Origin of the sequence: Cupriavidus necator, assembly GCF_040578825.1 — a bacterium.
In the GTDB taxonomy this organism is placed as follows: Bacteria; Pseudomonadota; Gammaproteobacteria; order Burkholderiales; family Burkholderiaceae; genus Cupriavidus; species Cupriavidus necator_E.
This window is the reverse complement of sequence record NZ_JBEFLI010000060.1, coordinates 27,388-45,115: the sequence shown is the minus strand read 5'-3', so window position 1 is coordinate 45,115 and position 17,728 is coordinate 27,388. Positions and strand designations below refer to the sequence as shown.

General features: G+C 58.9%; 15 protein-coding genes and 3 pseudogenes. 12 read left to right on the top strand and 6 right to left on the bottom strand.

Annotation, left to right across the window (positions count from 1 at the left end):
- The first annotated feature begins 306 nt into the window (after positions 1-306).
- Together AB1I47_RS24965 and AB1I47_RS24960 are read left to right on the top strand one after the other, a co-directional pair.
- Complete coding sequence (locus AB1I47_RS24965; RefSeq protein ID WP_354686384.1) at positions 307-609, top strand: type II toxin-antitoxin system HigB family toxin; 303 nt, start codon at positions 307-309, stop codon at positions 607-609.
- Positions 609-959 carry a helix-turn-helix domain-containing protein gene (locus tag AB1I47_RS24960; RefSeq protein WP_318238079.1) on the top strand — a complete coding sequence of 117 codons (351 nt, stop codon included), beginning with the start codon at positions 609-611 and terminating at the stop codon, positions 957-959. The genes AB1I47_RS24965 and AB1I47_RS24960 overlap by 1 nt, the downstream gene beginning before the upstream one ends.
- Before the next feature lie 634 nt (positions 960-1,593).
- On the opposite strand, the gene AB1I47_RS24955 is transcribed toward AB1I47_RS24960, so the two are convergent.
- On the bottom strand, positions 1,594-2,379 hold the full coding sequence (locus AB1I47_RS24955) for a metallophosphoesterase family protein (RefSeq protein WP_354686383.1): 786 nt from the start codon (positions 2,377-2,379) through the stop codon (positions 1,594-1,596).
- 369 nt (positions 2,380-2,748) lie between these two features.
- Here AB1I47_RS24955 and AB1I47_RS24950 point away from each other — a divergent pair.
- Positions 2,749-3,066: pseudogene (locus AB1I47_RS24950) on the top strand (PHA-granule associated protein 4); the annotation flags it as partial.
- A 671-nt stretch (positions 3,067-3,737) separates the two neighbouring features.
- On the opposite strand, the gene AB1I47_RS24945 reads toward AB1I47_RS24950, so the two are convergent.
- Positions 3,738-4,196: a fumarate hydratase gene (locus tag AB1I47_RS24945; protein WP_354686382.1), complete on the bottom strand. Its 459-nt coding sequence runs from the start codon at positions 4,194-4,196 to the stop codon at positions 3,738-3,740.
- A gap of 315 nt (positions 4,197-4,511) precedes the next feature.
- Here AB1I47_RS24945 and AB1I47_RS24940 point away from each other — a divergent pair, with 315 nt between their 5' ends.
- Positions 4,512-4,712: a hypothetical protein gene (locus AB1I47_RS24940; protein WP_354686381.1), complete on the top strand. Its 201-nt coding sequence runs from the start codon at positions 4,512-4,514 to the stop codon at positions 4,710-4,712.
- Between the two features lie 310 nt (positions 4,713-5,022).
- On the opposite strand, the gene AB1I47_RS24935 is transcribed toward AB1I47_RS24940, so the two are convergent.
- Together AB1I47_RS24935 and AB1I47_RS24930 are read right to left on the bottom strand one after the other, a co-directional pair.
- Entirely contained in the window at positions 5,023-5,316 is a 294-nt protein-coding gene (locus AB1I47_RS24935; protein WP_354686380.1) for a hypothetical protein, read from the bottom strand.
- A 74-nt stretch (positions 5,317-5,390) separates the two neighbouring features.
- Positions 5,391-5,702, bottom strand: a complete 312-nt coding sequence (locus tag AB1I47_RS24930) for an H-NS histone family protein (RefSeq protein ID WP_354686379.1) — start codon at positions 5,700-5,702, stop codon at positions 5,391-5,393.
- A gap of 272 nt (positions 5,703-5,974) precedes the next feature.
- Here AB1I47_RS24930 and AB1I47_RS24925 point away from each other — a divergent pair, with 272 nt between their 5' ends.
- A complete protein-coding gene (locus tag AB1I47_RS24925) occupies positions 5,975-6,985 on the top strand; it encodes an ATP-binding protein (RefSeq protein WP_354686378.1) in 1,011 nt (336 codons plus the stop codon).
- Between the two features lie 555 nt (positions 6,986-7,540).
- Here the strand turns inward: AB1I47_RS24925 and AB1I47_RS24920 are convergent.
- Positions 7,541-7,900 (bottom strand): annotated as a pseudogene (locus AB1I47_RS24920) (integrase core domain-containing protein); the annotation flags it as partial.
- 157 nt (positions 7,901-8,057) lie between these two features.
- On the opposite strand from AB1I47_RS24920, the gene AB1I47_RS24915 reads away from it, so the two are divergent.
- The 3 genes from AB1I47_RS24915 to AB1I47_RS24905 are packed head-to-tail and all read left to right on the top strand — an operon-like array spanning position 8,058 to position 11,210.
- Positions 8,058-9,278, top strand: coding sequence for a tyrosine-type recombinase/integrase (locus AB1I47_RS24915; protein ID WP_354686377.1), 1,221 nt, complete (start codon positions 8,058-8,060; stop codon positions 9,276-9,278).
- Entirely contained in the window at positions 9,275-10,219 is a 945-nt protein-coding gene (locus tag AB1I47_RS24910) for a tyrosine-type recombinase/integrase (protein WP_354686376.1), read from the top strand. The genes AB1I47_RS24915 and AB1I47_RS24910 overlap by 4 nt, the downstream gene beginning before the upstream one ends.
- Positions 10,212-11,210 carry a tyrosine-type recombinase/integrase gene (locus tag AB1I47_RS24905; protein WP_354686375.1) on the top strand — a complete coding sequence of 333 codons (999 nt, stop codon included), beginning with the start codon at positions 10,212-10,214 and terminating at the stop codon, positions 11,208-11,210. The genes AB1I47_RS24910 and AB1I47_RS24905 overlap by 8 nt, the downstream gene beginning before the upstream one ends.
- An 82-nt stretch (positions 11,211-11,292) precedes the next feature.
- Here the strand turns inward: AB1I47_RS24905 and AB1I47_RS24900 are convergent.
- Positions 11,293-12,524, bottom strand: a pseudogene (locus tag AB1I47_RS24900) (IS3 family transposase); the annotation flags it as partial.
- A gap of 4 nt (positions 12,525-12,528) precedes the next feature.
- Here AB1I47_RS24900 and AB1I47_RS24895 point away from each other — a divergent pair.
- Genes AB1I47_RS24895 through AB1I47_RS24880 form a run of 4 tightly spaced genes read left to right on the top strand, consistent with a single transcriptional unit; the run spans position 12,529 to position 17,417 of the window.
- The gene (locus AB1I47_RS24895; protein ID WP_354686385.1) at positions 12,529-14,724 is read left to right on the top strand and encodes an ATP-binding protein; all 2,196 of its coding nucleotides are present in this window, start codon (positions 12,529-12,531) and stop codon (positions 14,722-14,724) included.
- Positions 14,721-15,368, top strand: a complete 648-nt coding sequence (locus tag AB1I47_RS24890) for a condensin complex protein MksE (protein WP_354686374.1) — start codon at positions 14,721-14,723, stop codon at positions 15,366-15,368. Before AB1I47_RS24895 ends, AB1I47_RS24890 begins: the two co-directional genes overlap by 4 nt.
- On the top strand, positions 15,361-16,581 hold the full coding sequence (locus tag AB1I47_RS24885; protein WP_354686373.1) for a hypothetical protein: 1,221 nt from the start codon (positions 15,361-15,363) through the stop codon (positions 16,579-16,581). Before AB1I47_RS24890 ends, AB1I47_RS24885 begins: the two co-directional genes overlap by 8 nt.
- Complete coding sequence (locus AB1I47_RS24880; RefSeq protein ID WP_354686372.1) at positions 16,578-17,417, top strand: DUF7281 domain-containing protein; 840 nt, start codon at positions 16,578-16,580, stop codon at positions 17,415-17,417. Before AB1I47_RS24885 ends, AB1I47_RS24880 begins: the two co-directional genes overlap by 4 nt.
- Positions 17,418-17,728 lie beyond the last annotated feature (311 nt).

Here is a 17,728-nt window from a genome sequence, read left to right as displayed (position 1 = left end):
GACGGGCTCCCGCGCGCTGGAAGCCGTCAAGCTTACGCCTGCCAAACTCGGACATTTGAACTTAGCCAGAACCGGACATTACCGCTTAGCCGCTACACCAAGAGTTCGCATAACAAAGATTATGTTAAATTATAGCTATCGTTACCGTCAACCCGATAGTCGGCGCTTTGCCTCTGCCCCTCCTGGTCGCGTAATTTTTGTTCCCGCCCCTGCGACTCATCCAACTTTCGGTAAGCCTACGCGCGGAGTCAAACCCAAACCTCCCAAAATGGGAGTACAATCCTCCCAAAACGGGAGTGTCAAAGGATGCGGATCATTGCGCGGCGGACGCTGCGAGAGTTTTGGGAGAGCGACCCCGCGTATGCGGATGCGATATCGCCCCTTACGGAGTGGTATCGCCACATGGAGAAAGTGACATATGCGACTCCACAGGAGGTGAAGGCCGAACTACGGACAGCCAGTATCCTCAAGGGTGGTCGCGTAGTGTTCAATATCGCCGGGAACAAGTATCGCGTGATCCTGGCAATCGACTATGAACGCCAGATCGGGTGGGTGCGTTTTGTTGGCACCCATGCCCAATACGACAAAGTTGACGCGGAGAGCGTGTGATGGATATCAAGCCCATTCGTACCGAACAAGACTACGACACTGCCATGGAGCGTATCGGCCAGCTATGGGGCGCGCCGGTCGGCTCGCCCGAAGGCGATGAGCTGGAAGTCTTGTCAATCCTCGTGGAACGCTACGAGGAAGAGCATTACCCTATTCCGCCATCCGATCCGGTCGAAGCCATCAAGTTTCGGTTGGATCAGCAGGGCCTCACCACGCGCGATCTTGAGCCGTTCATTGGCTCCAGTGGCCGCGTGTCTGAGGTACTGAACCGCAAGCGCAAGCTCAGCCTGAGCATGGTCAAGCGCTTGCATGATGGCCTGCGCATTCCCTACGAAAGCCTCCTGTCGTAGGGGGCGCGAGCGCCAGGCAAACGGCAGAGGAAGCACCCCCCTGGTTGCCGGCTGAAGGGAACCCACGCAACTGCACAGGATTGTCATCGGAAATGTAGTCGACCTGCCACGGTTCTGCGTGTCACCGTCGTCCCCCCAGAACTGCCGGCCAATCCTGTGTTGCCCAATTTATATCGTCGTATCCTGCTTGGGTAGGCCTGCTACGTCCAAGAAGAAATCGGGTCACGCCTTGCGGGTTCCCGCAGCCAGTATCCGCCAAGCCGACGTGGCCTGCAATCTGGCCCGCGCCATACAGTTCACCTGTTCGCTAGAAGAGAACCCGCGCTCAGGGGAGGGGCGCGGGTGGGCAAGCTTGCGGATACGGAGTGTGGTCGTCGCCGAAAGGTGTAACCCGATTTCTTCTTGGACGTTCTGCGGCTCTCCTCCATCGGATCGAGAGCTGTTTTTTTGTCGCGCTACTATCTGGCAACCGGCGCGTCCAACTTTCCGAGGGCAGTCGCCGCATGCGCGATCGCCCCCCGGATCTGCGGGCGTCATGCCGACTTGCGGGCGGTCTGACCCTCGTGCGCAATCCGGAAGCGCGCCGGTCGCTTGCCCCGTCCGCTGGCGCCCAATTGAGCTGCCAGAGCGAACCTCAACCGCCGATTGAGCCTGTTTCGTCTTGATCCGGACAAGGCGGGGCGCTGTACAAGAAGTCTCCGTCGATCGTGGCCACCGCGCACGCACCGAGACCGAAGAATCGGCACGGTCCTGTGCTCGGATAAACCGTGGATTCATGGTGATGGCCGTGGAAAGCGCGTTTCACTCCCATTGCTTCGATGAGCGTGTCAATCGCCTCGAATCCGTGTGGGTGACAAGCCGGAGCCTCGTGGCTGACCAGGACATCCGCATGCTGATTCAATAGCGCGTTGTACGTCTGAAGGAAGATCGTGCTGCGATGACGCCGCGGCAGACCGCCCCGCCAGTAGTTCCCCTTTCCACATTTGGCAAGATAGTCAAACTCGCTCTCTACGCGCGAGGTTTCCGGCGGCATCCAGACCTGGCCGCGAAAAATCCCCCCTAACCCGGCAAACCGCAGCCCCGCGATAGTGACCACCCGGCCATCCAGATTCCGGTCGGCCAGGCCCGAGCCGAACAGATTGTCGTAGTCGGCATCGCTGTCGGTGTCGTGATTGCCGGGAATCCACCATACCTGCGTCAGGGGAAGGATGCTGGCAAGCTCTTCATCCAGTGGACGCCTGGCCTGAATGTCGCCAGCGAGCACCACCGCCTCGGGACGGTGACGGTGGACGCTTTCGACCAGCGGGCCGAACTCACCATGGGGGTCGCCACAAATGAAGACATGGCCTCCAGACATCGGTCGTTGGGGTAATTGAGTTGGTTTGTGTGAGGAAACAGGCGAATCCGATGACGTGACCATGGGCGGCTGGCGGTGTACGCCTCGCCACCCCTCTGGGCTGCGGTCTGGGCGATCGCGCCCCGTTCGGCGTCGCGGAATTGCGCATGACGAATCGGGCAAGCTCCGCTCGCAAAATGGCACCCTTTGCTACCCGGATCGGCTTGAATGATCCCAATTTACCTGATCAGAAGTCAGTCGAATACGTAACCGCAACTGCCCCCGCGCAAGGCGACTGCATCCACCAGTACAGGTTCTTAAGTCAGAGCCGCACGCTGGACGACAAGACCTGACGAAGTCGACCGTTCCCCGCTTACAATGTTGTCATGCAACATGAATCTGGGCCGTAGAAGCGAGTGAGTCGCCACAGGTCCTACTAGCAGGGAGGCGGCAATGGCGACAGCTTTGGCTGCGACCAAAGGCGAAGCGCTAAAGCTCCTGGAAACAGAGGGCGTCACGGTCGTGGATTTGGACTACGAGTCAGGATGGCAGGATGCGATTGAACTTGGCAGGCGTGGCGAAAAGCTTGGCATACGTGTCCAGTATCGCGGCCATGACAGTATTGCCGTCAGCTCGCCGGCGGCACTCGTTGCCGGACTGAGTCGTCCAAAGTTGACGTTCCGTCAGCGCAATCTTTACTGTCAATTTGAGCTCAGCATGCTGCCAGCGCCTGAGTTGGAGCGCCTGGAGGGAAAAGCGGAGAAGCTCGGGGGCGCAGCCACCACGCGTCGTCACATGACCACGCTGAAATTGCTCCGTCACCAGTCATCATGTTGGCGCGCCAACCGACCGATCGGTCATTCCTGCGCAAGGACAACAGTGCGCGGGGCGCTTCCGAACCTCGCAATGCAATGGAACCACGAATCTCTGAGCTGATTCATGGCTTGCTCCACGCCGATAAACTGGCCGCGCAGGGGCACGGACGATGTCCACATTATCAGCAGACGCCCCTCTTCATGGTTCGCAGAAATGGGTACGCACAGCCCCAGACGGATGTCATGGGCATCGGTGTAGCGCTCGGCATGCGGAATTGACTTCATGGCGACGCACCTTGCTGCTTGCCATGGCGCGCAGTCAAAGCGTGTGTCTCGGTTGCGGCGCGGGGCGATTGCCCAGCCAGATGTATTCAGATGGCCAGCGCTTAGCGGGTGGAAAAACGCGGATCAAGATTGGAGGCGTACTGGGTGGGCCTCTCATAACTCGAGCACAGCTTCAACAGTATGGGGCCGCAGCACTAACGAAGCTAGAGGCGGGATACTGCTGGTGAAGAACAGGCCGAAACTCAGTTCGGCCTGCCGAGGCGATCAAACTAGGCGCCGGTGTGCACCCATCCTGCTTCAATCGACCCGGTTGCCAAAGGCCAATTCGCTCGAGGCAAAAATTCACGCCGAAGCTTCGGGTGCCGCGACGGTCTGCGCCACTTTCTTCGCCGGGGCTCGCTTCTTCGTCACGGATTTCACCGCAGCCTTCTTCGGCACAACAGTCGCATTGGTTTTACTGCCGGCAGCCCTTTTCGGGGCGACCTTCGTGGCGGCAGCTTTGCTGGAAGCCTTCTTGACACCTGCAGCCTTCGCCTTTTTCGCCGCGAGCTTGTCCTTTGCGGCTTGCTTCTCAAAACGCGCTGCGGACTTTGCGGCTTCCGTCGCTTTCACGACCTCACGCTTTGCAGCTTCAATGGCCTTCTTCGTGTCGGCACGCAGTTTCAGCAAGCGCTTCTTCGCTGCCAGGGCTTCACGTGCGAGCACGCTCGCCTTCTTCGTCGGTGCCGTCAGCTTCTTTGTGACAGGCTTCCTTTTGGTAACCGCGCTCGTCGGCGTCGTTGCTTTGGTTGCTGCGACCATGTTGATTTATCCGTTATTGGTTGGAGTCGCGGAGTATAACCTTTGTAGTGATCCGGGGCTCACCATGGGGTTGCGAAAACGGCTCAAACATCGACCAACGATCCGATGGGTTTCAGCTTTGCCGCTGCATTGCAGCACACGTAGCGCTTGATTCCGTGGACAAGAGCGTTTAGTGTCAATGCTCGGTGTACGCATACCCAGCGCGTACTCGCACCGAGTTCACTCAGTGTTGTTCCTGTCATCTTCCGTGGAACTCCGCCCACGGACCAGCAGTCGTAGTTCCTTTTTCCGTCCCCCCCGACAAAGGAGCCTGACATGCTCAGTCCTCATGAAATCGCCGCGCTGCTACTGCTTGGCGATGCGCAAGTCATCGACGATCTCGAACCGGAGCAGTTGGACGGCTTGCTGGTCCACAAACTGGTGACGATGGAGCACGGCCACGGCAGCGTAAATGCCCACCCTCGCTTGACGAGTCAAGGGTATTCCATGCTTGAAGCCATGCGCCGTATTGCGTAACGCCGCTCGGTCCGGAGAGCGGTCGCGTTTTGCTCTATTTGTCGCGAAGAATTCCTGGCGACGAATGCTGCGGATCACGGATTGCATCCTGCAAAGTCGACGCAATACCGCTGCAGGGACTTGTCGCTGGAAGACTGCCTTCTTGGCCCCGTCGGTTATCGCCGGCTGCGCGTTGAGATTGTGCCGAAGACGTGCTACCACTGCCCCGGCATCCGCAGATTCACGCATGTCCATGGACTCGACAGCCGTCGGCTCCATGCAAATCATTCCATCCAGTCCCTCACCAGTTTTGGTCAGCGGGGGAAAGTGACTAACACTCTGGCTTCCGGATGATGTCGATCTGCTCATCGATGATGGCCAAGATCTCGGCTACTGAGCCGGAGAAACGCTGTCGAACTTTCGCGAGGGTTTTGCGCTCGCTGGCCGAACGCACGAGCTCATAGCTACCGTCCTCTTGCGAAAGACGGATGACTCGCACCTCCTTACTGGGCGGAACCTGCAGCCAATAGGAATATCCATTCCTTATACCCTCCTCTGTGCGTTCGCGAGGAATCAGGTATGGCCGGGCAAGCATGATCTCGGCGTGAATCGCTTCAAGGGACATGGTGCTGCTCTCAAAAAACAAAGCCCCTGCATGTGGGCAGGGGCGAATGCGACTTGAGGACCGGGAGCTGAGAATTAGGCTTCTTCGGCAATCAGGAATCGCTTGGGGTTCTTACCGAGCCAAGCCGGTTGGCGACCACGGCCGGACCAGGTCTTCCCGGTCTTGGGGTCGCGGTACTTCGGGGGCAGTTCCGACTTCGGCTTGCTTGCACCGCTGCCCGCTGGACGGCCGCGACGGCGCTTGGCAATGTCTTCGACCGTCAAGCCATAGTCGGCCATTAGGCTCCGAATCTTCTCGATGACGCCCGCCACTTCATTGGCGCGTACCTCTTCCAGTTGGGCTTCGAGGGCCTGCTTCTGGGACATGAGTTCCTTATAGGATGCCATGTGAGTTTCCATTCCAGTCGAGGGATGACAGGACATAGTTTAAAGCTAATCAAGCTTAGGCGCAAAACTGTTAAACATCATCATAAGCCACCATTCAATGAAAAAATCGATGTCATCCACCTGAATCCGATGAAAATAGAGCCAGGAGTCGCTTGAGGTCGGCAATCTGGCAAACTACCGGCGTGACCGATTCACCGTCTCGCGCCACCGCAGTGGCCCTGGGCAACGCTCCAAACTAATAACGAAGGAAGCCCGTGCACCGATTCCGGAAAATGTTCCTCGTCAACGTGGGGACGAACAAGCAACGCCCTTCGCGGCGAATCACCGAAATCGACCCGCGCGACGGCGCCGCCGTGGTTGGACCCAATGGCGTTGGTAAGACCACGACTCTCCGTCTCACGCCCCTCTTTTACGGGCACCTACCGAGCCAGATCATTCAGATCGGACATGGCCAGAAATCGATGCCACGATTCACGCTGCCGACGCCGGAAAGCGCGATCGTTTTCGAGTACCAGCGCGGCCCGTCCGAAACGCACGATTTGCGCCTGGCCGTTCTGCGTGCCCGCCGGGACAATCCCGACGCGCTCGAGTATCGTCTTTTCGAATCCGGCTTTCGGCGCGAAATCTTCGTTGACGAGAACGGGACGTTTCTGGACGACGAAGGATCCAAGACCACAGCCACCAATATCGGCGTAGCCTTCTCGATGAAGCTCGGCGCTTCCGAGTATCGAGCCATCATCCTGAATCTCCAGGCGAACACGAAACAGGCGCACAGGCTGCGCCAGATCGCACGCGAATACTCTTTCGCCCCGCGCGCCATGCCGAATCTCGACCGCCTGGTTGGCTCGGTCGTCAAGGAACACGTGAGCTTCGCCGACCTTATCCAAGTCGCCGTCGGCATGGTCAACGAGGAGACGAGCGCCAGCGCGGACTCGGAAAGGAACAAGCTCCTTCTCAAGCAGACCAAGAGCGAGATAACCGATTGGATCAAGAATCGCCGCGCGTGCGAGGACGCCAACAAAATAACTCCGATCGTGGACGACCTTGAATCCACGATCGACCGCTGTTATCGCGAGGAAGACGACATTCGCCTGCTCTCTGCCGAGGTGAGCGCACTGCTGGACAACAAGACGAAAGCGCTCGCCGATATCACTACTTGTCAGGACACCGCAGCAACACAACGGCAGCGCCATCAGGAGTCCGAGCAGAATATCCAGGCAACCCTGACCACCGCGTTCGAGCAAGCGCCAGTCCAATCGTCGGACTGCCGAACAGGCCTATGACGATCAAGCCGCGCTCAAGGCACGCTTTGACAAAGAAGACGTCGCCGGCTGGGCAAAAAAGCAGGAAGGCGTACAGGCATTGCAAGCTGAACGGGCTGGCATCCTGCAGCAACGCCAGGTGTATTCCGCCGAGGCCGCCGTTATCGAGGACGAGATCCGAGCTGCGCGCGAGGAGATCGAGACGACCCGCGAGACGCTCAACCAAGAAGCTGAAGAGAACCGCGAGCGACGCCAGGCGCAATTGGAGAGCCTGAATAGCCAGAAGAACGCATCGCTTGAAGCCGCCCGCGGGCATCATGCGGAACAGGCCACCGCCAACCAAGAAGGGCTGGTCGAAGCTCGGGTGGCGCTTGAGAGCGCCAACATTGAATCCAAGCGCGTAGAGGGACCGGACGACGCTCGAGCGCTAGTTAACGACCTTCGGGACCAGATCGACGGCATCAAGGACTCTCTGGTTGGCGCCCGTAACCTCGTGGTGACGCGAACTCAGGAAAGCGTGGCCGCCCGCGAGCGCTTTACCCTTCTCGGCGCGCGTCAAGGTAGATGTCGCCTCATTCATGCAGCCAAACGCTGTTTTTCTACGCCTAGCTTGATACTGTTGGGCACGGCAATCTCGCGCTCCGGATTGAGCGTGACCGTGTCGATTGGCGACCAGTCTCGCGTGTCGCATGTCCAGCGACGCGGGTTGCGCTCACGGGCCTGAACATACAGCGCGTGGCGCGCGGCCAGAATCTTGTCGTCTTGTCCGGCGTGGCGCTGTGCCGGGCTCACGTAGCGGATGCCGCTGTGCCGGTGCTCATGGTTGTACCAGTGGACGAAGTGCGCCGCCCAGGTGCGCGCCGCGGCCAGATCGCCAAAGCCCGTGGACGGGAACTCGGGTCTGTACTTGGCCGTGCGGAACAGGCTCTCCACAAAGGCGATATGAGCCAAATCACATATCGCCTTGTATGTTGCGTTCAAAAATACGTTGCGGACGGATGGCTCCTGTAGATGAGAGGCGAAATCCGGGATGCTTGACGCCACATTTTTTTGAGAGTGTTCTGGTGAACCATCCACAAACCGGAGGTTCGCCATGTTCCAGAGATTACTTTCGTCCGCAGCCGCCCTGCGTCGCCATCGAGATGCCCCATTTGCTGCTGAACGAGAACGTTATTTGCAGCACTGTTTTGAATCCGGTGCCACGTACGGATCACTGCGTGTAAAAAGCAATGAGTTGCTATGGGCTGCCCAGTTGCTTGGCGCAGATGCGTCAAACGGCATCGACATGGAGAAGCTAAAGACGATTGTTGCCCGGCGAACAGCTGTTCAGAAAGCGCCGACGACCGAGCGAAGATTCATCGACATCACCCGTCCATGGCTTAAGTTTCTCGGCTGGTGGAAAGAGCCCATCGAGGTGTTTGAATACCAGAACGTACTGGATCAGTACTGCAGGTGGATGCACGACGAGCGAGGCTTCAGCGATTCAACCATCGTCCATGGGCGAGACGTTGTGAGGGATTTCCTTAAGTGGTGTAGCAAAACCGGACACAATTTGTGTCTCCTTCAGCCGAACGTCATTGATACTTACTTTATCGATGAGAGTCATCGCTGGAATCGGGTGACCGTCGCCACCGTGGCCGGAGTGCTGAGGATATTTCTGCGCTACGCGGCGTCACAGGGATGGTGCAATCCTCGACTGTCCCAGGTGATACGTGGCCCGCGGATCTACAGGCAGGAATCGCTTCCATTCGCACCCGATTGGGCTGATGTGCAAAGGATGTTGGCCGACACCTTGACTGACGATCCACGTGATGTACGCGATCGCGCTATCCTGATGCTGCTATCCATATATGGCATGCGCGCCAGTGAAGTGGCATCGTTGCGGCTTGATCAGGTGGACTGGCAACAGCATGTTATTCGGATGTTCCGTCTCAAGAGGCGACAACCTCAGATGTATCCGCTGCTGCCATCAGTTGCGGAAGCGTTAGCTCGCTACATCGACATTGTCCGCCTATCAACGTCCCACCCCGAAGTTTTCATTGGTCTGAATTCTCCGCATCGCCCACTAACGCGTGCGGGCATTTATGCCATTGTCAGCTCCAAGTTTCTGGCGCTTGAAATCGAGGTCGCCCATCGCGGGCCCCACGCATTAAGACACGCCTGTGCGATGCGCCTTATTGCCGAAAGGTTTAGCCTAAAAGAGATAGGAGACCATCTTGGCCACCGCAGCACATCGGCTGCATGTACATACGCGAAGGTTGATCTGGCGGCTCTCTATGAAGTGGGTGACTTCGATCTGGGAGATCTCCAATGAGGCTAATCAATGTGATAAACGCCTACATCGAATTGCAACGGTCGGTAGGCTTGCGATCTGAAACGGCTAAACGGACGTTGCGCCAATTTTTCCGTCAAATGGGCGACATTCAGATAGAGGAAGTTCAGGCGCAGCAGGTCTTGGCCTTCTTGCAAGGCTCGGGCCCGCCTAGTTCAGCCTGGCGGACCAAGTACAGATTGCTGTCCGGCCTGTATCGATTCGCGATCAGCAGAGGCCATGTAGAAGAGTCTCCACTGCCACAAGGATTGCCCAGGCTTCCGCCGCAGCAAACACCATACATCTATTCCACTGAAGAGCTTCATCGACTACTTGACGCCACGGCCGGGCTTGACAGTATCTACAGCCGGCAGCAAGCGCCAATGTTTCGTAGCTTGATCCTGCTACTGTATGGCAGCGGCATGCGCATCAGTGAGGCACTTGGATTGACCATGCGCGACGTCGATCTTGTGCGGAGGGTCATCACCGTGCACAACGCCAAATTTTATAAAACTCGATTGGTCCCGATTGGCCCAAAGCTTGCGCTGGAATTGACGGCACATGCTGATCGGCGCCGAAGACTTCCCATGCCAGCAGGCGAAGACTCATCATTTTTTACGTCCCGCACTGGAGCTGCCTGGACGTATCAGCGCGTCATCACCCTGTTCCAGCGCGTACGCCGCGCTGCATGTATCGAATGCCCGCCGAATGAGCTGCGTCCGCCGCGATTGCACGACTTACGTCACACGGCGGCAGTTCACCGGGTCCTATCGTGGTATCGGTCCGGTCAGGATGTTCAACGCCTGTTGCCACGACTGGCAACCTACCTTGGGCACGTTGAGATCCGTTCGACCCAGCGCTACTTGCAAATGACACCAGAGTTACTTCAGGAAGCCAGTCAGCGCTTTGCCCGGTATGCAAATTGTGGAGATAGCCATGAATGATAAAAGCCTGTTGGGACCATGGATCCGTCGCTTCCTTCTAGAGTACTTGGTAGGCGAGCTCAATCTGGCTCGAAACACGCAGACCAGCTACCGCGACACGTTGACATTGTTGCTGCCTTTCGCGAGCAAACTTACCGGGATTGCGATCGACCGGATGTCAGTCGAGGATCTTTCCCCCGCGATCGTGCGTCAGTTCCTTGATCATCTGGAACGAGATCGACGGTGCACCGCCGCCACCCGCAATCAGCGTCTTGGCACTATTCATTCTTTGGCTCGCTTCATTGGAACGCGCTCGCCAGTGCACCTATCTTGGTGTACGGAGATTCGACAAGTCCCATTCAAAAAAACAGACAAGACCATGGTCGGCTATCTTGAAAAGATCGAGATGGACGAATTGTTGAGGCAGCCAGACCGTGGCACAGCGATTGGACTGCGTGACTACGTCTTACTCTTGTTTCTCTACAATAGCGGCGCCCGAGCCGACGAGGTTGCACGCCTGACCATTGGCGATCTTCATCTCGGCGAGCCCCCCGCAGTGCGAATTCTTGGTAAAGGCAACAAGGTCCGGGTGTGTCCTATTTGGCCTATGATGATACCGCTGCTGAAGAATTTGGTCGCCGGCCGTGGCGCCGATCAGGTCGTCTTTCTTGGTCGTACGAACAAGCCCATGACGCGTTTCGGTATCCACCGTCTCGTCAAAAATTACGCCGCGGCGGCCAGCAAAACACTCCCATCCATAGCGTCCAAGCGGATCAGTCCACACAATATTCGGCATACTTCGGCGGTTCATCTGCTCCGCGCTGGCGTTGACATCAACACGATCCGCGCGTGGCTTGGCCACGTATCTTTGGACACGACCAATGTCTATGCGGAGGTCGACCTTGAAACGAAGGCCAAGGCGCTGGCCACTGTGGACATTTCGGGGCTTCCGGTCTCGCCCTTGCACCGACGCGAGTTGCCATCGCTAATGATGTTTCTCCGTGGACTATAACGGCAGACCAGGCACACACTTATGTGCGGAACCGAGCCAGGGTTACTGTGCGCTCCCTGGCTTCCCGTTCGTCGCGCAACATTTTTTTGAGCGCAACATACAAGGCGTTATCGTCGCTCACGCGTGGGCGCGAATACGAGGGCTTGACGCCCAGCCAGTGCAACATCGCCAGCACCGTGGTGGCCTTGAGCGTAGCACCATTGTCCCCGTGCAGCACCGGCTTGGTCGCCATGGCGTGAATACCCTCGGCCAGCGCCGTGCGCTTGACCAGATGCGCCGCGTGGTTGGCGTCGTCCCGATCGTGGACCTCGAAGCCCACGATCTTGCGGCTGTACACGTCCAGGATGAGGTACAGATAAAACCAGCGCCCAGCGACCTCGGCCGGCAGGTAGGTCATGTCCCAGCACCACAGTTGGCGCGGCCCCGTTGCCACGTGCGTGGTGGGCGGACGGCTTTGGCGCGGCGCCTTGGCACGCCCCCGATGCCGGGTCTGCCCATGGGCGCGCAGCACCCGACCGAAGCTCGATTCGCTGGCCAGGTAGACACCCTCATCGGCCAGCATGGGCACGATGCGCGCCGGCGCCATGTCGGCGAAGCGCGGCTCGTTGGCAACGGCCAGAATGCGTTCGCGCTCCTCGATGCTCAGCGCATGCGCGGGCGTGGGCCGCTCGGCCCCGGGGCGGCGGTCGCCGACCACCAAGCCATCGTGGGCCTTCCAGCGTTGCAGCGTGCGCACGGTTATGCCAGCTACCTCGCAGGCCAGGCGCAGGCGAGCACCGCCTGCGTGAGCGGTTTCGATATGGCGGACCATCGTTTGGCGATCTTCCAGGCCGATCATGCGTCCTCGTCCTTGTCCTTCGGGAAGATCCCCTCGAGCTTTTTTGAGAGTATCAACAGGGCGGCAGCTTCGGCCAGGGCCTTCTCCTTGCGGCGCAGCTCGCGCTCGAGTTCCTTGATACGGCGCCGATCGGCCTTTGTCTCACTATGGGTGGCGCGCGCATCCTCGGGCTCAGCCAGCGCCTGCGTGGCGGCAGTGCGCCACTGCTCCAACTCCTGCGGATACACACCGTTCTCACGGCACCAGGCGTTCTTGCTGGCCTCGTCCAACGCAGCCGTCGCCAGCACCGCCTCAAACCTGGCCGCCGCTGTCCATGCCCGCTCGCGAGCGGGCATGGACATAGCGTCCGCACGCCAGCGCTCCAGCGTGGCCACTGCCACACCCAATTCCCTTGAAACCACTTCCACCGCCGCACTCTCCGGCGGTAACAACCGTGCTACCGCCCGGTCCTTGAATTCTTGTCCGTAACGAGCCACTTCTATCTCTTATCGCCCCCAGGGTTCAAATTCTATCGGGGCGACATCTATTCTGCCGCGGGGGGTTCTCGATCAGGAAGTCGCGTCCGTTCACGAACAGATTGGGGCCATCGAGTCCGAAATTGGCCACCTGGAACGCAGCCTCAAGCCGGAAGACGGGACGCTCCTGGCAGCCATCCGGCGTGAACCACAAGAGAACTGGGATCACTTCGCAAAGGTCGTCGATCCCAAACATCTGACTCGTACGGACCTGAACCCGACGTTTGACGGCGGTTCTGACCCGACAACCGCCTTTGGGTGGTCCATTGATGTCGAGAATCTGGCGATGCCGGCGTGGGCGGACGAGGAAGAGATTCGGGCAGAGATCGAACAGACCCGCCAACGCCTTACCGTCGCGAACGCCCTCCAGACTGACACCAAGGCCAAGCGCGAAGCCGCCTCGGCCAATGTGACGAGCGCGCATGAGGTGTTGCTTCTGGCCCAAAGCCAGGTGTCGGTTTTCGAGAAGAACCAGTCCACGAAGGAACTCAGCCTTGCGAAGGCCCGGGAGGCTCTCGAGCAAGCGAAGAAAGCCGAACGCGAACGGCTTGCCGATGTCATCAGCCGCCTAGGCAAGGAGATGAAGGCGCTGAAGCAAGCGCAGGAGCAATATACTGCCTCCGCGCGACAAGAGATCGAGAGCATTGAAGGCCGCTTCGGTACCGAGATTTGGAACGCCGGCCTTGCCGCGAAGAAAGAAGCGTCCGATTTCGAGACCCGCCGGCACGCGATCAAACAGCAAGCCGCCAGCCAGGTAGCCGCGCTAACCGCCCGACGCAATGAGCGACTGCGCGCCCAGAATCTCGATCCAGAGAAGTTCGAACAATGGGATGCTCGCCGCAAGGAAATCGATGCGACCTTGCGCACCTTGGAAAACAAGGCGGTCTTGGTTGAACAGTGGCGTACCTGGCTCAACAACAACGGGCCGACGGAACTGATCCGCCTTGAGGACGTGGCGCGCGACGCCAATACGGCACTATCGAAGGCCGACGCCGCCGTCAAGGCTCATGAAGATGCCGTCAAGCGCGCAATCGAGGCCTATCGCGTGCAGCAGAAGGCCTTCGACGAGTCGATCACTGACCTGGACAGCCAGGTCAAAAAACTGCAGATGCTTGAGTCTGAGTTGCCGCCGCCAAAGCACGCAGATGTCTCCATCGACCCCAGCATGACCGCCGCACAATTGGCGATCAACGTCAGCGCCGCGCAAAGCAAGCTAGCGACGACGACACGCCGGATCGGCGAGCTTCACAACACGATTTACAACCGCCTGACGGCCGGCGATAACAACGTCAGGGAGTTTGTCGACCGCTCCGTGGCGGAGGTATCAAACGACCGTATCGAGAAAGCACGCGCCCTCGTACGGTGCCATCGCAATATCCCGAACGAGATCGTTGCGAACCTGAACAATACGCTGCGCGTGATTTTGGACACAATCGAACGCTTCCATAGCGCGATTCAGAGCTTCGAGTCGGACATCAAGCGCTTCAACAAGGAGCTCCGCAAGGGCCTTCACTCGGTGCAACAGTTTGAGCGCATTCGTGGGCTGGAGATCGAGATGGTCACGGATTTTTCTGACCTGGGCTTTATGGAGCGCCTGAAGCAGGTCAGCAAATTCGCTAACGATTCACACCTTACCCTGGGACGCGCAGGCCAGCGCCGGCAGGTTCCCGACGAAGCCGCCGAAGTCGTACTCCATGAGTTCGCCAATACCATCGCTAGCGGTGGCCGGCTTGAGGTCGACCTGTCGCAGCACATCCGTATTCGCGGCAAGGTTATGGAGAACGACGTCGAGAAGATTTTCCACCGCGAAAGCGAGTTGGAAAACGTGTCGTCAAACGGTCTGACCTCGATCATCCTGATTACGCTCTTGCTCGGAATGCTGAACATGATCCGCGGCAAGGACGCGATCTACATTACATGGGTCACCGACGAAGTCGGAAAATTTGACGGACCGAACTTCATCGCCCTGATGGATATGCTGCGCGACAACCGGATCGACGTGATCACGGCCTCGCCGGATCTGAACCCTCGCCACTATCGCAAGTTCGCGCAGCGATATCGTCTGGAGGATATGGGCGTGATCCGTACATTCGCCGTACCGAAGCACGACCTCGTGACGACGGGCGAAAGCATGACCCACGCTGCTGGAGACGCTCAGTGATCGCCGCCGTTCTCAAAACCCTGCTCTCCGGCCGTTTCATCTGTTCGGTCGCGTACCCGACCGAGTACAACTACCTCTCGGACCCGGAAGCGCTCGCAAAGGTCGAAGACGTTCTGGGTCATATGGACTTGCGCCTCGCGCGCACGAATTCGGAGGACGGCGCGTATTACACGGCACCGAAGGACGTCACGACCCTGTCAGTCACCCGTCTGAAGGAAGATCTCCGCCGCTTCCGGGATGTCTATGGGCCTGCGGTGATGCTGCTTGACCTCATCCGGCAAACAAACTCCACGGAGATCGCCCTCAGCCCGGGCGATGTCATTCGACTGGCGCGGATGGAAGAACTGATCATCGACAGTGCGTCGCTGGAGAGTCAGCTCAATGGGCTCAGCCATGTGATCAAGGGCTTCAACGCGCGCCAGTCCATCCGGGAGAATTTCCGCAAAGTGCTGGAGCAGTTGCGCGACGAGGGGTACGTCATCCTCTTCAACCCTCAGGCCGACATCTACAAGATTACCGGCAAGATCGAGCATCTCTATTCCGTCATCGAATTCATCTCGGAGAATGAAGCCATCCAGGCCGACCGAATCGAGGATGAAGTGGTCGAGGAGCAGCAAACACTGGGCGGGATGAGCGATGCGTGAGTCCTCTGATCAGATTGGCAAACTCCTCCGGGCGTTGAGCCAGAATGACGACCTGATCTCAGAAGCTTTCGATACCTCAGTGGAGTTGGGGGACCGTACTCGCAACGCCCGGATCGATACGCTCTCGAACCTGAAGGCGCTGAAGCCACAGGACGAAGGCGTCTACCGTCTGAACCCGCGACTGCGCGATTTCATCGCCGACTACCTCGTCAGCTATCGCGCGTACCAGACGCTAACTCGCCTGTCCGGTGGGATCCAGCAAGCGCGATCGGTCTGGCGTGAGATTCGCGTTCGATACGATAACGGCGACGCCAGCGACCGGGAGTCGCTGGTTGCACAACTGGTCGACACGGTCATCGACATCTCCTACTCCATCGAGCGAAACCTGTCTTTGCTTCATGCGCTCATCTCAACGCAGTACGGCGACGTCTCGAACTTTCAAGCGAAGCTTCGCCAGAACAAGTTCTATGTGAACGAGGTCTCCGAGTCCCTGAACGAGATGGAGCAAGTGAACACCCTGTTCAGCGAGGTGGAATCCGAAGCGCTGAACATCGGCATGCTCGACGTCCGTTCGATTGTGCGCAAGCGTCTGACGAGCCGCATCCTCACATGGACCTTGCAGATCAAGGACGTGCAGGCGGCGATCAACCGCTCGCTCTTTCGTGCCAAATTGCAGTCGGAGCGGGTGCGAAAGCTCAGTCGTGTCGCTCACTATCTGCGCCAGAACAAGACCGCCTCCGGATTCGAGGTCTCGTCGGACAGCGCACCCGCCGGGATCTTCGTGGCCGAGCCGATCCCCCTGGTGCATAACCTGGACGTCAGGACGTGCAGCGACCGCGACCGGGCCGCGCTGATGGATGCACTCCGGCGCCTGCCTCCGCGTGCAGTTCCAGTCCCGGTTCGGGAGGCAGAGCCAGCGCTCGCGATCATCGACGAAGAGGAAGTGGCCGCTCCCGATCCCCTCGAGCCCCACGACGCGATGCTGAGCGAGCTGATCACGGCGCTACATCAGTCCTCGCAATCCATCTCGTTGCGCGACTGGAAGGAACGTCACGCGGACGGGATGGACCTGCGGGATGAGGATTGGCTGCTCTATGCGTCCATCCAGCTGGAGAGCGAAGGCGTCCACCTGACCTTTGTCAACGCGTTGCCCGCCGACCAGTTGTACGCCAACCAGGTATCCAGCGATATCCTCGCGCACGGCTTCCTATGATCCTCTCCGCCCAGGAAATCACCTTTCTCCAACGCCTGATCGCAACGCGGCCGGCGACGCGAAAGGCCGGCCCGCTCTCCCTGACGATTGCGACCTACGGCGTCGGTCGGGCTTCCGGCCGATCGATCCACTACGGCCCCAACGACTGGGCGACGGCAGCTAAGCTCCTTGAGAATCGTGGCATCCCACTCTCGCGGCCTGACGGGGAGATGCGCCGGGCTGAGACTGCGGAGTACTCTGGCGTATCCGAGAAAGCATTTGGTAGTCGCCCCCATTCCAACTCGGTGGCGCTGCGCACCGCCCATGGCGACTGTGATCTGGACGGGGCGGGGTTGAAGACACCAGGCGGCGGCTATATGGTGCTGAGCACCGAGGACGCCATGCGTGTCCGGTGCGACCGTATCCTTCTGGTCGAGAACCTCGAGACGTTCAGGCATTTGCACCGTTATGCATGGATTACTTACGGTCGCGGGAGCACCCTCGCGATTTTCCGCGGCGACCCGACTTTCAGCCTTGCTGACGCGGCGAAGGTCCTTGTGGCTCGCGGGGAGCCGGTTGATGCGTTCGTGGACTTTGACCCTGCAGGGCTGTCCATAGCGGCTTCCCTTCCTCGCCTTGCCCACCTGATTCTTCCAGACGAGCGCTGGCTTATATCGGCCATCCGAGAGCGCAAGCGCTACGACCTATACGACGCTCAAATCGGAGTGCACGGGGCCAAGCTCGCGGCGTCGGCGCATCCCGACATCGTGCGCTCGCTCGCGCTGCTCAAGGAACTTCGCCAAGGCTACACCCAGGAGTGGATGGAGAGCGCGCCTACAACCCGACGTTGTGACTGACGGTCCCCCACTGCCTTGTAATGTGTCTTGTGGCTTGACGAGTCGTTGATTAGGAAGGGGCTCCAAGGTGCAATAGATTGGGCCGCAACACAGTGTCCCAACCATCCCAGACCCCGCCACCTCAGTGAAGCAGCGAAGCTATTGACATCGAAACGCGACCCAATAACTCGCAATTGGGATATGGACTGCTTTGCGGCCCAATTCATTACACCTTCCCTGGTCGCCATTTTCCGCAACGTAAGCGGGTCGCCACCCACCTTGCCTTGCCGGTCCGCAGCAATTGGGGGGGCATCGGACTTTCCGTGCCAAAA

Excerpts from the sequence above, each read along its gene's own strand:
- AB1I47_RS24955 (WP_354686383.1), bottom strand. The coding sequence starts at position 2,379 with ATGGTCACGTCATCGGATTCGCCTGTTTCCTCACACAAACCAACTCAA.
- AB1I47_RS24905 (WP_354686375.1), top strand. The coding sequence starts at position 10,212 with ATGAATGATAAAAGCCTGTTGGGACCATGGATCCGTCGCTTCCTTCTA.
- AB1I47_RS24935 (WP_354686380.1), bottom strand. The coding sequence starts at position 5,316 with ATGTCCCTTGAAGCGATTCACGCCGAGATCATGCTTGCCCGGCCATAC.
- AB1I47_RS24880 (WP_354686372.1), top strand. The coding sequence starts at position 16,578 with ATGATCCTCTCCGCCCAGGAAATCACCTTTCTCCAACGCCTGATCGCA.
- AB1I47_RS24885 (WP_354686373.1), top strand. The coding sequence starts at position 15,361 with ATGCGTGAGTCCTCTGATCAGATTGGCAAACTCCTCCGGGCGTTGAGC.
- AB1I47_RS24925 (WP_354686378.1), top strand. The coding sequence starts at position 5,975 with ATGTTCCTCGTCAACGTGGGGACGAACAAGCAACGCCCTTCGCGGCGA.
- AB1I47_RS24930 (WP_354686379.1), bottom strand. The coding sequence starts at position 5,702 with ATGGCATCCTATAAGGAACTCATGTCCCAGAAGCAGGCCCTCGAAGCC.
- AB1I47_RS24910 (WP_354686376.1), top strand. The coding sequence starts at position 9,275 with ATGAGGCTAATCAATGTGATAAACGCCTACATCGAATTGCAACGGTCG.
- AB1I47_RS24945 (WP_354686382.1), bottom strand. The coding sequence starts at position 4,196 with ATGGTCGCAGCAACCAAAGCAACGACGCCGACGAGCGCGGTTACCAAA.
- AB1I47_RS24960 (WP_318238079.1), top strand. The coding sequence starts at position 609 with ATGGATATCAAGCCCATTCGTACCGAACAAGACTACGACACTGCCATG.
- AB1I47_RS24965 (WP_354686384.1), top strand. The coding sequence starts at position 307 with ATGCGGATCATTGCGCGGCGGACGCTGCGAGAGTTTTGGGAGAGCGAC.
- AB1I47_RS24915 (WP_354686377.1), top strand. The coding sequence starts at position 8,058 with ATGTTCCAGAGATTACTTTCGTCCGCAGCCGCCCTGCGTCGCCATCGA.
- AB1I47_RS24940 (WP_354686381.1), top strand. The coding sequence starts at position 4,512 with ATGCTCAGTCCTCATGAAATCGCCGCGCTGCTACTGCTTGGCGATGCG.